The sequence below is a fragment of the Thalassospira tepidiphila MCCC 1A03514 genome (genome assembly GCF_001662875.1).
In the GTDB taxonomy this organism is placed as follows: domain Bacteria; phylum Pseudomonadota; class Alphaproteobacteria; order Rhodospirillales; family Thalassospiraceae; genus Thalassospira; species Thalassospira tepidiphila.
This window is the reverse complement of the sequence record NZ_JPVZ01000002.1, coordinates 509051-522614: the sequence shown is the minus strand read 5'-3', so window position 1 is coordinate 522614 and position 13564 is coordinate 509051. Positions and strand designations below refer to the sequence as shown.

Annotated in this window: 10 protein-coding genes; all 10 read right to left on the bottom strand. The window is 56.3% G+C overall.

What is annotated here, in order from left to right; genetic code table 11:
* Window positions 1-32: 32 nt before the first annotated feature.
* Complete coding sequence (locus TH4_RS06440) at window positions 33-1238, bottom strand: polysaccharide pyruvyl transferase family protein (RefSeq protein ID WP_064780358.1); 1206 nt, start codon at window positions 1236-1238, stop codon at window positions 33-35.
* 90 nt (window positions 1239-1328) lie between these two features.
* Window positions 1329-2324, bottom strand: a complete 996-nt coding sequence (gene galE / locus TH4_RS06435; protein ID WP_064780357.1) for a UDP-glucose 4-epimerase GalE — start codon at window positions 2322-2324, stop codon at window positions 1329-1331.
* A gap of 108 nt (window positions 2325-2432) precedes the next feature.
* On the bottom strand, window positions 2433-3623 hold the full coding sequence (locus TH4_RS06430; RefSeq protein WP_008888997.1) for a polysaccharide pyruvyl transferase family protein: 1191 nt from the start codon (window positions 3621-3623) through the stop codon (window positions 2433-2435).
* Window positions 3624-3661: 38 nt separating this feature from the next.
* A complete protein-coding gene (locus TH4_RS06425) occupies window positions 3662-4984 on the bottom strand; it encodes a glycosyltransferase family 4 protein (protein WP_063085926.1) in 1323 nt (440 codons plus the stop codon).
* Window positions 4971-7166 (bottom strand): hypothetical protein, encoded by a 2196-nt coding sequence (locus tag TH4_RS06420; protein WP_064780356.1) that lies wholly within the window; start codon window positions 7164-7166, stop codon window positions 4971-4973. Before TH4_RS06420 ends, TH4_RS06425 begins: the two co-directional genes overlap by 14 nt.
* A gap of 61 nt (window positions 7167-7227) precedes the next feature.
* Window positions 7228-8022, bottom strand: coding sequence for a hypothetical protein (locus TH4_RS06415; protein ID WP_064780355.1), 795 nt, complete (start codon window positions 8020-8022; stop codon window positions 7228-7230).
* A 20-nt stretch (window positions 8023-8042) separates the two neighbouring features.
* On the bottom strand, window positions 8043-9308 hold the full coding sequence (locus TH4_RS06410) for a glycosyltransferase family 4 protein (RefSeq protein WP_064780354.1): 1266 nt from the start codon (window positions 9306-9308) through the stop codon (window positions 8043-8045).
* A complete protein-coding gene (locus tag TH4_RS06405; protein WP_064780353.1) occupies window positions 9305-10150 on the bottom strand; it encodes a class I SAM-dependent methyltransferase in 846 nt (281 codons plus the stop codon). Before TH4_RS06405 ends, TH4_RS06410 begins: the two co-directional genes overlap by 4 nt.
* Complete coding sequence (locus TH4_RS06400) at window positions 10147-12384, bottom strand: glycosyltransferase family 2 protein (RefSeq protein ID WP_064780352.1); 2238 nt, start codon at window positions 12382-12384, stop codon at window positions 10147-10149. The genes TH4_RS06405 and TH4_RS06400 overlap by 4 nt, the downstream gene beginning before the upstream one ends.
* Before the next feature lie 70 nt (window positions 12385-12454).
* Complete coding sequence (locus tag TH4_RS06395) at window positions 12455-13249, bottom strand: calcium-binding protein (RefSeq protein WP_063085941.1); 795 nt, start codon at window positions 13247-13249, stop codon at window positions 12455-12457.
* Window positions 13250-13564 lie beyond the last annotated feature (315 nt).

Sequence of the window (13564 nt, the reverse complement as noted above, 5' to 3'; positions counted from 1 at the left end):
CTGGGGGTTACGCCACGCACCAGACAGCAAGGTCACGCCGCCTCTGCGACGTATGGGGCCGGGGTACTGCCCAGACGGTGTGCCATGCTGTTTTCTTCAAGGAAGTTTTTCAGATCGCCAAAACGCTTCTGATAAGTCTGCTCAAACAGATCGAAATCGGCGTTATCCCAAGCTTCCTCGAACGAGAATTTGTCCATGTAGCGACCATCCACGAACGGAATGCCAAGTGTTCGGACAAATTCGCGGGTGCGCGTGTCATAGGTGACATAAAGGGCCGGAACTTCGTTGGCCAAGGCCAGCAAATTGCCATGCAGGCGATAACCGGTCACCGCATCAAGGTTCTGTTCGGCCCGTTCAAAATCCGCGACACTTTCAAACACCGAAAGCGACGATTTATAAAGGTCCAGCAACGGATCCCTGGGGCCATAGAACCACTTTTCCGCGGTCAATTTTTTGACAGCCTCGTCCATGACAGCCGCATCATTTTCGACCTGTTTGGATCGCGCGTAATAGATCTGCTTTTCTTCAAGTTCGCCGGCACACAGGATTTCCGTGTCGTAGCGTTCGGCCAGTGTGCGCAACATAAAGCGTTGCTGGGTCTGAAAACCGTGCGTCTTGCGGCGAAGCGTAAAGCCCAGCCTTTTGATCGATGCGGCATCAACCCGGCGCAATTTCAGTTCCGGTTTGCAATGGCGGAACGCCGTCGGACAGCCAAAGATGCGGACATTTTTGATCCCGATCGAATTCAGCGCCTTTTTCGACAAGTTGCCGCGCACGCCAATTGATGCCGAGCGATCTGCAACCAGATTCAAGAACCGTCGGGTCGACTCATTGACATATTCTTCGGAATTGTCGGGAACCTGAACACCGATGCCAAAGGCAATCACGGGGACCTTGGTTTTTTCAAGAACCGCTGTGATCGGATCCCATTGACCGTTGGTGTTGATATAGTTCGATCCGCGCAGAAAGATGTAATCCAGCCGATTGATCTGTTCGATCTGGGTTTCCGAAATATTGCCGTCCGAGGGCACATAGATCGGAAAAAGTTCGGAATAATCGAGAATGCGCAGCGAGGAATCATAGACAAAGCAGTCACCGATATTGGTGAATAACGTCTTTGCCTTTTCCGGCGCATTATAGGTGTGGGTGACAACACCAAGATTGCCCTCAAGACGGCCAGCGGGCATCAATACGCCAATACGGGGCTTGCGCCCCCCGGTGGGGAGTTCGGGTGCCATTTTATGCTCCTGCGTGTTTGGTTCGTGTCATTTTTGACGTTGTTTCGAACCGTTGCTCGTGTTTGGAAGTGCAGGTCTTGCGAGGTGTGTTTAAGCCGCACTGACCTCGCGGGATTTAAGGCTTTGTTCCCAATCAAGGGCATGGCGCACGATGGCATCCAAGTCATCATGAACCGGGGTCCAGCCGAGTTTCTGGCGAATACGATCGGCCGCGGCAATCAGGGCTGCCGGATCACCGGGGCGACGGTCGGCAAGTTCGACTTCGAAATCAACGCCAGACACTTTTTTGACCGCACCGATCACTTCGCGCACCGAGAACCCGCGACCATAACCGCAATTCATCACGTCGCTTTCGCCGCCGCGTTCGAGATATTCAAGGGCCAGAACATGGGCATTGGCGAGGTCGGACACATGGATGTAATCGCGAATGCAGGTGCCATCGGGAGTTTCGTAATCTTCGCCGTAAATGGCCATTTGCGGACGCGTCCCGGTTGCCGCCTGGCTTGCGATCTTGATCAGATGGGTTGCCTTGCGCGATGTCTGGCCGGAACGGCCTTTGGGATCGGCACCGGCAACATTGAAGTAACGCAGCGCGACATAGCGCAAGTCATGGGCGATGGCGGCATCGGCCAACATCTTTTCGGTCATCATTTTTGATGTGCCATAGGGCGAGATCGGCTTAAGGGCAAAGTCCTCGTTGATCGGGGTGGCTTTTGGTTCGCCATAAACCCCCGCGGTCGAGGAAAAGATGAAATGCTTTACGCCGCTATCCACGGCAACTTGCAACAGTGCACGCGAATTGACCGTGTTGTTGCGGTAATATTCCAGCGGATAGATGACCGAGTCCGGGACAATGATCGACCCGGCAAAATGCATGATCGCCGTCACATCATGTTCGGCGATGACGCGACGCACCAGATCTTCGTCGCCACAATCACCTTCAACGAAGGCCGCCCCGGTGGGCACTGCCCAGCGATGCCCCTGACTTAGGTTATCCAGCACGACGACATCGCGCCCGCCATCGAGAAGTGCCAGTGCCGCGTGACTGCCGATATACCCTGCGCCACCTGTTACAAGTACAGTCATTGCCGTGTCTCCTTGTTGATGTTGCCTGTTTTGGTTCAGGCTGCTTTGGAAGGCACGGCCGCCCGGCGATCCCGATCCGGGTCGCCAGAACGGCCATACCGGGTGGGATCACGCGACCTTTCGCTGAGGCTGCGTATCAGCTTTCATGACATCGACCATTTTGTGATCAATGTTGTTTTCGGTCAGGAATTGCGCCATTTCGCGATAGGTCTGGAACCAGGCGCGGTTGAACTTGTCGAACAGATCCTGATTCCAGTAATCCTCGAGCACGAATTCCTTTTCCGAGAACACGTCATAGGACGGGATCTGATAGGTTTCGGCGAATTCGACCGTGCGGCTGTCATAGGTGAAGTAAATCGACGGAACACCGTTGGACAGCGCCATCAGATTGCCGTGCAGGCGATAGCCCAGCACGCAATCCTTGGTCCGGACCAGATCCTCGTAATCGGACACGACATCGGAATAGAACAGCTTCTCGCGATAGAGGCGTTCCATCGTGTCATCGAGATACCAGTTCTTGACCCAGTCGTTGTTTTTGAGCGCCTGCATGGCTTCTTCGCGCTGGGCGTTGCTGCCAAAGACGAGCTTTTTCTCTTCGGGTTCGCCCTGGGCCATCAGGGTCATGTCATCGAACCGGTCGGCAAGATGTTTGACCAGATCACGATGGAACGTCAGATACCGTTTGATGTCCTGGGCATAGGCCGGGGATACTTCACGGCGCAGCGTAATGCCGACATTTTTCACGCTATCGAGCGATGGCAGCTTGATGCGCATGTCGGGATTGTTTTGCCTAAACGCGGTCGGGCAGCCGACAATGCGGACATTGGTGATGCCAAGATCCCAAAGAACCTGTGCGGTATAGGCCCCGCGCACACCGATGGAGGTGGTGGAATCAGCCATCATCCGCAGAACCGTTTTGGTCTGTTCGGACAGTTCGATCTTGCCTTTGACCGGGGCCTGCGCACCGATGCCAAAGCCCAACACGGGCAGTTTCAGGCGTTTGAGAACGTCGATGGTATTGCGCCAGTCCATATCGGAATGGATGTAGTTCGACCCGCGCAGGAAGACATAGTCATATTCCTCGCGAAGGCGGTCGATGTCTTCCATCTTGGGATCGGCAATCGGCAGGACACCAAGCTTGTCGTAATTCATCAGTTTGAGCGATGAATCGAAGACAAAGGCATCCCCGATATTGTGGTAGTGATTGATGCTCTTTTGAACATCCTGATAGTTGTACCATCGGACGCAGTCGTGGTCGTAGACTTCGCCGGACGGGATCATTACGAGAACGCGCGCCATGTTGTCTCTCCTTGGTTGATCACGTTTTTGTTCTGAATTCATGCCGTGCTTGCCACGGTTTGCGGGCTCGCAGCCTTTGCAGACATACGGCGCGTTTCCAGAACCTCCCGATACTGCGCGAGATGTTGCTCGGCGCATTCCTGATAGGTCGTCACGCTTGGTATTCCCTCGCGCATCCGATCCCAGATCTTGTTGTCGCTGAGAACTTCGATCATCCGATCCGCAAGGTCTTCGGCACTTCCGACCCGGAAATGCAGACCATTGACACCGTCGGTGATTTTTTCGGCCATGCCGCCAATGTTGGAACAGATCATCGGACGCCCGTGGAAGAAGGCTTCCTGAATCACGACCGGCGAGTTTTCCCACCAGATCGAGGGAATGATCGTCCAGTCGGCGAGCTCCATCAGTTTGGGCATTTCGGTATTCTGATAGGCCCCGTAAAAGCGGACACGTTCGCCGGCCTTTTCGATCAGGTCATGGACCTTGTCCTGATATTCCTTGGGCTGGCGATCAAGGTTGCCGCCAAAGATCATCAGCCGCGCATCATCACCCCAGATTTCATCAGGCACACGCCCGACCGCATCGAGAAGGATGTCAGCGCCCTTGAACATCGTCAGTTGCCCGAAGAAGGCAAAGCGCGAGCGGCGCGGCTGGGTTTTGGAAAGCGGGCGGTCCTTGGCCCGTTCATTAATGTCGAGACCGTTTTCGATCACCGACATTTTTTCGGCCTTCATGCCCCAGTCAATGAAACGGTTGGCGAGAAACTCGCTGGGCGAGACATAGTGATCGGCCAGTTCCAGCATCGCCTTGATGAAGCGTTCACGCCGCAGGAACGAAGCCGGCGAGATATTGGGGAAACAGCCATTGCAATCAATCGGGCTGGCCCGGTTGCACAGCTTGGTTCCGCCGCTTTTGATCATCTGCCCGTGATTGTGGCAGATCGTCAAAAACTCGTGGAAAGTAAAGAAAATCGCGGTTTCGGGCAGGGCTTCGCGAATGGCATAGATGGTTTCGAGCCCAAGGCCGAGATAGTGATGGAAATGCACGACATCGGGTTCGTAATCCTTCACAAAGCGCAGGAAATCCCGATCAATTTCATCCGTGCTGCCGTTCGAGAGCAGGAAATGATCATAGTTTTCCGCGTGATAAAGGATTTCGTTTTCCTTTTGCCGCAGGCTCATCAGGGCCGAGGCGCCGTGACGCGGTACGGGATTGCCAACGCGGGCGAGATAAAAGCTTTCGACCCCGTCAAGTTTGTTCAACCCTTTATGCAGGTTGTAGGAGGCCACTTCGGCCCCGCCCAGCGAGATGCTGGGATGGCCGTGCGAAATAACGAGGACGCGTAAATCAGTCGACGGCATTGTTGTGGCTCCGCAAGTTTGAAACGACCAATGACCAGCGGCGATCAAACGCCCAGCGGTCAAGACGATTGGAAAGTTCCTCCCAGGCAGGGGCTTTGCTTATGGATTGTTCGCTGCCCAGTACTTCGACATCGGGGATCCAGTAGGATGGCGTCCCCGCCATGCGCAGCTTGAGTGCAAGGTCGAGGCTTTTTTCCGCCGGACCGATATAGCCACGGGTAAAGCCGTCACTGTCCTTGAAGGCCTTGCGCGGCAGAATGCAGCATTCCAACGTACCGGCACTGACTTCGCTGGGTTGGGCATCGGCAAGAACCGCGCAAGGGTAGCCGACATAGCGATCCGACAGATATTGCCCGCCATTGGCATTGCTGTTGATCCAGGTCCCGGCCCAACGGACAGAATCGTCTTCAAACAGGATGGTCGGCGAGACGAGAACCTTGTTGCCGCGTTTGATATAGGCGGCATGCAACTGATCAAACCAGCCATCATCGCGCGGCAGAATATGTGCTGACACCAGCCCGACTGTTTCGGAATTGGTGGCATCCACACCGACTTCGAGCGCATCGCAATAGTCTTCGACCCCTTCGGCGAAAACGATCCGGGTGTTGAGTTTGTAAAAGGCGGCAAGGCGCAAGATTTCGCTGCCGACCTGATCAAAGCTTTCGACCGGCCCGGCAATGACAATCGGCAGATGGCGGGTGGCACTATCCAGTCCCAACAGGGCAATGGTGACACCGATATCATTGATCGTGTCATCGACACCGACCACAAGGGTCACCGGCGCGTCTTCGTCAAAGTCGCCGATATCATGGATATCCACCGCATAGGGGCGCTGTGCCGTCATGGCCTGTAACATCGGGCCGAACTGACGTTCGATACTGTTCGAGGCCGTGACCGACCGCGGATCAAGCGACGGCAAAACCCGTGAAAGAGCCTGACGGGCCGATGCACGCGTCGGGTTCAGCGGGCAATAGGCCGGAAAGGCATCACTGATGCCCAGTTCAAGATAGGTCGCCTGATCGGATGGCGGGGTGACGTCCAACGGGCAAAACACCAAAAAGCCGTGATTATTCCGGGCCGGGTTCATGCCAGAGAACATCGGATCATTGGCAAAGGCATCGGTCACATCGGCGCGTGACTGGCGCGTCCAGTGATCGTCAATCCGCACGACTTCACCGCCAACCCGCAGTGACACATCCTTGACCGCACGGTCGGGATCAAGCATCCAGCCGGAAATCAACACCCCGCTTCCTTCGATCAGAAGAGAGAAATCGATGCCGATGCGGACCGGGCGATCCAGTTCGGATACCGTGTCGCGGCCATCAAAACGATGTGCGGCCATTTTAAGGGTATGCAGGATTTTTTCCGGTGCGCGCACACGATCAAGGACCGAGCGAATATGGGCCGGGACATAGGGCGGTGCGACCAGAACGCGGTGCTGATACACCTCGATCGAGTACCAGGTGTCGCGGCCGCGGAAGTAAACCCGTTTGAGTTTTTTCGGATTGATCGGCTTATCACCCAGCATCAGGCCGGTTACACCGGATGCCTCGTCGCCCAGGTCATCGCGCTGGAAATCGGCACTGGTCAATTCCGCCAGTATCGGAGAATCCGCCATGGCAATGACGCGGGTGCGTCCGGTGGGGAAGCCGCTTGACCAGCCCTGAATATAAACATCACCTTCTTCGAGCCCGCCGAGTACTTCGATAAAGCCGTTGCTGCGTGCTGCACTTTGCACAAGTGCAGCCACCTTGCTGAGGCGTTTTTTATCGGGGTCGCCTGCCAGCAGGGCTTCGATCAAACCATCAATCACCGTGGCAAAGGCCGGGCCGGATTGATCGGCAACAGAGGACAGAACCGCCTCAATGCGTTGTTGACGATTGTCGATGCGGTATTCACGCGGCTTGCCCGCGCCCCGGAACAGGGCGGTTTTCAAACGACGTGCGGAGACATCCTTCATCGGCAAGAGGGCCACAAAGCCATAGGCATTGTCGGGTTCCGCATCGTGGCGGCGCCATGAAATGATGGATGCCTGGACTTTGGCGTCAGACTGGCTGTTGAGGTAAATGTCAATCGTTGCCGGCAGGGCACTTCCCACCCCGACCATCAAAGCCAGACCTTCATCGACCAAGGCGGCGACGACGGTTCTGCCATCCAGTGGCATTCCATGCTGTTCGGTCATGCCCGGGCCTCCTTGTGTTTACGCGTGTGTTTCAAAGCGAATGGTTGCCGTGCCATGGCGATCACCAGACAAAGGCACCGATTGCCAATCCGGTGGTCACGCCAATCAGGCAGGACAGGATCAGCAACGGGGTTTTGAGATCATTGGTGTGGCGTGCGGTCAGGGCTGAAAGCCGTTCGTCAAAGCCACCGAGTGACTTGTCAAAGCGCACCAGAAAGACTTCGAGTTCATCGACCCGGCTTGAGAGTTCTTCCTGACCGTTTCGCACCAGTTTCACCCCGGCTTCGATGCCGTCATCGGCGGACGCCAGTTCGTCCATGCGTTTGGATGCGCTGACCAGACGTTTGGCGGCTTCGCGCTGACCGTTTTGCAAGATGTGCTGTGCGGCCAGCAGGCGATCCAGACGATCCAGAATTTTGCCAAGCGGCGCGTTCAGCGCCGTGTGGGCTTCCTGTTCGCTTTGGGACGGGATGCGCAGCGTGACTTCTTCCTTGGTGCCGGGCATGACGGCACAGACCGTCAGACTTTCGACACTGGCAACCGCGGCATCGGGCAATTCGACCTCGAATGCGTGTTTTCCATCGCCGATACCGTTGCGGCGCAAATCGACACGTTCGTTTTCAGCGGTTTCGCGCAGCAGGGCATGACCGTTCAGGCGCACAACCACCTCGATCCGGGCATCCGGGCTTTGCGGCGACCAGACCCAGCCATAGAGGCGGTTCTGATCAATGGCATCAACCCGCCCTTCGAGGGTCGGTGCGGTTTGTTCGGCATCTTGCGCACCTGTTGACGCCGGGGTCCGGGTCGAGGTCGGGGGCGGGGTTTCTTCCATCGTCTGTTTTTCGGCAACAGCCATAGTGGCCTCCTTGTTAAACGTCAGGCGGCAACAAAATCAGGGCGAACCATGCGGCGGATCATCGCCAGATATTGCTCGGCAACATCATCAATCCCGGCCGGGGGCCGGACATGGCCCGACAGTTTTTTCCAGAGCTTCGGATTGGTTGCGCAGTCCTTCATGACGCGCGCCAGTTCAGCCGGGTCATCGGGGCGGACATGAATGCCGTCATGGCCATGGCGGACCATTTCGGCCATGCCGCCAATTGAACTGGTGATTACCGGGCGGCCATGCTGGAAGGCTTCCTGAATGACCAGTGGCGCATTTTCCCACCAGATCGACGGCACAACGACCCAGTCGACCCGTGCCATCAGATCGGGAATATCTTCGCGTTGATAGGCGCCGATATGGCTTACCTGCGGGCCGCTTTGTTCGACCAGATCGGCAATGCGACTGGTGAACTGATCGGTCTGATACAGGGCCGCACCATGAATGCGAAGGTTGAAATCGACCGCGTCTGCCGAAAGAATTCGCCCGGCTTCAAGCAGGACATCCGCGCCCTTCCACGGGTTGAGATTGCCGAAATAGCCAAAGACATTGGGCGTGCCGGCAGCCCCGATATCGCGTTTGGGCGCGGCGGGGACAGTCGGGCGACCATTGTTGATCACCGAAATCCTGTCCGGATTGATGCCCCATTCGATATAGCGATTACGAAGGAACTCGCTGGGCGAGATGAAATGATCAACCGCGCGCAGATGGTTGCGCAGATTGACCGCCCGCATCGCATGTTGATCAGGCGTAAAGCCATCAAGCCCGGACAGACGCCCGGTGGCATCGGCCTTGGTATAGCGGGTTTTGGTCCCGCGATGGATCATCAGGCCGTCATTGGGGCAGATCTGATAATAGTCATGCAGGGTCATCACGATCTTGCAGTTCGGCAGAACACGGCGGATCAGCATCGGCAATTCGATGCCCCACAGGACCAGATGATGGATATGCACCACATCCGGTGCCCAACTTTTCAAAAGGCGCGCAAAATCCGGGGCGACCGCATAAAGATCGGTCTGGGACATGTTGAAACGGTCAAAATGCCCGGCCCAGAACAGCATTTCATCGCCGGCATCATTGATCGCCTGAAAACTTGTGCCCGGGCGGCGTTCGCGGTGAACATCGTTGGTCGCCCCGATGAAAAGCGCATCGCATTCCGCACGCTTGTAGGCATGAAACAGATCATGGGCGAAAATTTCAGTCCCGCCTGGATGCAGATCGGGGTGATTATGGGCAAGCACCATTATCCGGGGATTCATGCGGTCCTCCGTGGTTTCTGGGCAATCAGGAAATCCTGGTAATGGGCGGCCGTTTCGCCGCGCCAGGTGCCAAAGCTTTTGGTGTGGATATCGAACCCGGCACCGAGCAGGGCCCCCTCAAGAAACGCATCGTCAAAACCGACGGCCGCCATCGGGTTTTCACCGCGCAGGTGCCAGCACGGCTGACCTTCGGCCTTTTCAAACCCTTTGAGGCGGGCATCACGGCCGGGATTTGACGGGTCGTCATCTTCGCGGATGACAAATGCGGTCAAGAACAGCCGACCGCCCGGGCGCAGCACACGAAAGACCTCGGAACAATAGGTTTCGATTTCGTCTGGCGGCAGGTGGGTCGCCACCGAGATCATTGCGGTGAAATCGAATGTTCCGTCCTGAAAGGGCAGTCGCATGCCGCGCCCGCTGATTTCGCCTTCGGGGTTGTAGAGTTCGTTCTTGATGTCCGAACACTCGAACCGGAAATTAGGATAGGCTGGCGTGATGGCGCGCTTGCACCATTCGATGCCGCCGCGCACCGGATCCATGCCGCGATAGATCGCCTGTTTCGGATTGAGGAACTGTGTCAGGGGGACGGCAATCCGGCCGATGCCACAGCCGATATCAAGAATATCCTCGGTGGTTTTAAGCCCGGCCATGCGAACAAAATGACCAAGGAACTCCGCCCCGATGGCGCGGTAATCGCCATCGCCGACAAAGACGTCTTCTTCGGGCGGAACCGGAAGGAAACGGTTGGAAATGATCTGTTCGCACAACCAGGCAAGATGGGAATCGCTGAAATCGGATGTCAGCGGGGACTGGTGTTCGGACAGTGCAAGAACCTGGCTCATGCCGCTTCTCCGTTGGGGGTTTTTCGCGATCGGTTTTGCGGCACACCGTTGGTGTGAAGATCTTCGAGCGCGTCCGCCCAGCGCGACGCATGCAGCCAGGCGTTATATTCGGCAGCCACCCCGCGCATGTAATCGGCATGGGTCGAGATCGATTTGCGTTCAAAGTGATAGAGGCTGACATCGGGGACGTATTTGATGTCGAAATCGGCCTTGCGAATTTTCAGGCAAAGGTCGCTGTCTTCGTAATCGCCAATGACATAGTCCTCGGTAAAGCCATCGACCGCGTCAAAGGCATCGCGATGGATCATCATGCAGGCACCGGTGACACCGGGGACCGAGCGTTCAATATTGGCATCCCGGAACTGGTCGGGCATGCCTTTGTGATAGTGATAATTGAGCCACTTGCCGCTTTCATTGCGGGCAAAATACATCCCGGCATGCTGGATCGAGCCATCTTCAAACAGAAGTTTTGGCCCGACCACCGCGACCTCATCCGGACCGCCCATTTTTGACGCCATCCCCTGAGCCCAGCCGGGGGTATGGGGAATGACATCGGAATTGAGCATCGCCAGATAATGGCCGTGTGCGTTCTGCGCACCGGCATTACATGCGCGGGCATAGCCGCCATTGCGGGTCATCACGACAAGACGCATCGGAATGCCATAGAGAACATGCAGACCGCGCAACAGATGTTCGCATTCTTCGGCCTGTTCGGGGGAGTCGAGCACAAAGACCAGTTCGCAATATTTCGCGACCCAGTCATCACAGGCAAAGGCACCGATTTGCGCACGCAGGAAGCCAAGAACACGATAAAGCGGCACAATGATCGAGACATCCGGGTCATCGTACGGGGTGCCGATGTCAATCACCCGATCAACCTTGGCTGATGCCATCAGTTTTTGCTGCAGATCGCCAATCACCGGCGCCAGGCAGTTTTCAATAATCTCTGACGTCAGGTGTTGCGGCGGGACGGCGCGCAGGATGCGGGCACGGGCCTCGGCCGGGTCAATCGGCTGGGCGGGGGGGACCATCAGATGCCGGTTGCCCGATTTCAGGCGCATCAGGCTTCTGGGCTGAAGGATCGGTACCGGGCTTTGGATATCCTGATAAAAGCCGACAAAGCCGGTTGCCGGAACTGTCTGGCCATCGTCCTGTACATTGCCCTGATAACGATAAAATCCGTCACCGAATGGATGGGCGATACCGTTGCTATCGAGAAGATCGATGCTGGCAATCATATCGACTGGATCGCGATACCAGCCGCCAATCAAGGTGCCGCGCGCTGTTGTGACCGCAAGGTCGACTTCGCCACTGGGAAGCGATCCGCCACCTGAGACGCGCTGGCTTGAAAGCGGACAGCGGAGCTGGAATTCAATCGCGGCCTTGCTGGATTTCGTATCCGCACGGGCAAGCGACCCGATGATGTATTCGCGCAAATCAGCATCCGATTTGCCCTTGGTTTGCCACCAGCGCGCCAGAGACGGCAGGGTAGAGACATCGGGCAAATGGCGAATGGCGAGGGTGCGCACACCGGTCACGACCATATAGGCCCCGGATGCGGTACTTGGCTGGTCGGCAATCATATAAACCAGTTTCTGCCCGCGCGGCCCGGTCTTGCTGATATGGGGAAGCTGCGTCAAACGCTTGAACCCCGATGGTGCGACGATAAAGACGGCCTCAATATCGTGAAAGGCATCGGGCAAAGCGGTTGCCAGCAGGATCTTTTCACCGGAAAGCTTTGCGACCGCCTTGGCCGGTTTGGGCCGATCGACAATTTCGGCAACCAGTTGAAGAAGGAAACTGTTGTAGCTTTTGGACAGGCGCAGTCGAAACAGGCTGGCCCACATGCCCAGAAGGGTCGAGACCAGCGAAAGCCGCCCGGCAGGCGTCACCCCGTTCAGAAGCGTTGATGCACTGGCAAATTCAAAATCGCCATCGGGATCAATTGTGATCTCGTCCTTGCGGCCCAGCGTTCCGGCCTCGGCCAGAATCGTAATCGGTTCATCCTTGGGGCGGCGGATGACGCGCAACAACCGGGTCCCGCCCCCGTCAAGTGGCAACCGCAATGTGGCCTGCGGTGAAATCGCAGCACCATCAATCGTTTCAAGCCGGGGAACTTCCCACAAACGGGTGGGTGTATCCCAACTTAACAACAACGTATCAGGGTTCAGCAGGCAAACACCGGGCGCTTCGCCGGTCGTCCGCACTGCATCGGACGAGGCAAATTCAAGCATGACAATCTTTCACTCACTTGAAGTTCAGGACGGGTCGCCCGCAGCCGAAGCTGCGGACGCCGCCAACGGATTACTGGACGCTAAAGAAGCTGTCCGGATCGTCCTGTACGTCTTCGGCATCAACATTGTTGAGGGTAATCGAATCCCCATTGCCAAGATCGATGACGGTGTTGGCACCGACCTGCGTTGCACGCGCAGCGACATCATCGGCACTTGCGATGCCGGTGTCGTTGATGTTGCTGCTAATGGAAAGCATGTCTTCGCCAGCCTGGAAGTCGAGTACGACGTCGTTGCCGCCGCCGCCGGAGAAGACAAAGGTGTCTGCACCGGAACCACCAGACATGATGTCATCGCCTGCGCCGCCTTCGAGGACATCATCCCCGGAGCCGCCAAGCATCAGGTCATCACCCTCGCCGCCCTGAAGCACATCGTCTCCAGAACCGCCAAGCATGACATCGTCTCCGCCACCGCCGAGAACGATATCGTCGCCTGCACCGCCGATCAGAACATCATTGCCTGATCCGCCGTCGAGAACGTCATTGTCTGAACCGCCAAGCAGGATGTCGGAATCCGCACCCCCTGACAGAACATCCTCACCGGAGCCACCCATCATCAGGTCGCTGCCGTCGCCCCCGATCAGTGCATCGTCACCCGATCCACCGAACAGGACATCATCACCTTCGCCACCAACGGCAACATCGTCGCCCGATCCGCCGAACAAGACATCATCGCCTTCTTCGCCAAACAGCACGTCATCATTACCTTGTCCGAAGATTGTATCGTCTCCGCCACGTCCGAAAATGACGTCACTGAAACGAGATCCGAGAAGCGCATCATCAAAGGCGCCGCCTTCGAGAGTTGCCATGTAATCCTCCTTCGTGTCCCAACATTAATGACATCGTGGGGATATTTCCCTCACGAGAGGATGGCCGTTCCCTCTGGACGTTCTGAGCCCCGTGGAAACGACCACTCAGAAATCCTATATTTTTTTACTTTGTCAGTGGAGGGTATTGTCGTGGTTTTATTTTGTCAACATTATGACTTAGTTTGATATTCATTACATTTATTGTCTGAATACTAGTTCAATTTTACTTATTATTTGGTTCAAAATTCGATCTATACTTGAAAAGAAAAGGGCCAATCCGGCGAAAAACCGGGAAAGACCCTTAGTTCGACCCAC

Excerpts from the sequence above, each read along its gene's own strand:
- TH4_RS06415 (WP_064780355.1), bottom strand. The coding sequence starts at position 8,022 with ATGGCTGTTGCCGAAAAACAGACGATGGAAGAAACCCCGCCCCCGACC.
- TH4_RS06400 (WP_064780352.1), bottom strand. The coding sequence starts at position 12,384 with ATGCTTGAATTTGCCTCGTCCGATGCAGTGCGGACGACCGGCGAAGCG.
- TH4_RS06405 (WP_064780353.1), bottom strand. The coding sequence starts at position 10,150 with ATGAGCCAGGTTCTTGCACTGTCCGAACACCAGTCCCCGCTGACATCC.
- TH4_RS06410 (WP_064780354.1), bottom strand. The coding sequence starts at position 9,308 with ATGAATCCCCGGATAATGGTGCTTGCCCATAATCACCCCGATCTGCAT.
- TH4_RS06425 (WP_063085926.1), bottom strand. The coding sequence starts at position 4,984 with ATGCCGTCGACTGATTTACGCGTCCTCGTTATTTCGCACGGCCATCCC.
- TH4_RS06420 (WP_064780356.1), bottom strand. The coding sequence starts at position 7,166 with ATGACCGAACAGCATGGAATGCCACTGGATGGCAGAACCGTCGTCGCC.
- TH4_RS06395 (WP_063085941.1), bottom strand. The coding sequence starts at position 13,249 with ATGGCAACTCTCGAAGGCGGCGCCTTTGATGATGCGCTTCTCGGATCT.
- TH4_RS06430 (WP_008888997.1), bottom strand. The coding sequence starts at position 3,623 with ATGGCGCGCGTTCTCGTAATGATCCCGTCCGGCGAAGTCTACGACCAC.
- TH4_RS06440 (WP_064780358.1), bottom strand. The coding sequence starts at position 1,238 with ATGGCACCCGAACTCCCCACCGGGGGGCGCAAGCCCCGTATTGGCGTA.
- galE (WP_064780357.1), bottom strand. The coding sequence starts at position 2,324 with ATGACTGTACTTGTAACAGGTGGCGCAGGGTATATCGGCAGTCACGCG.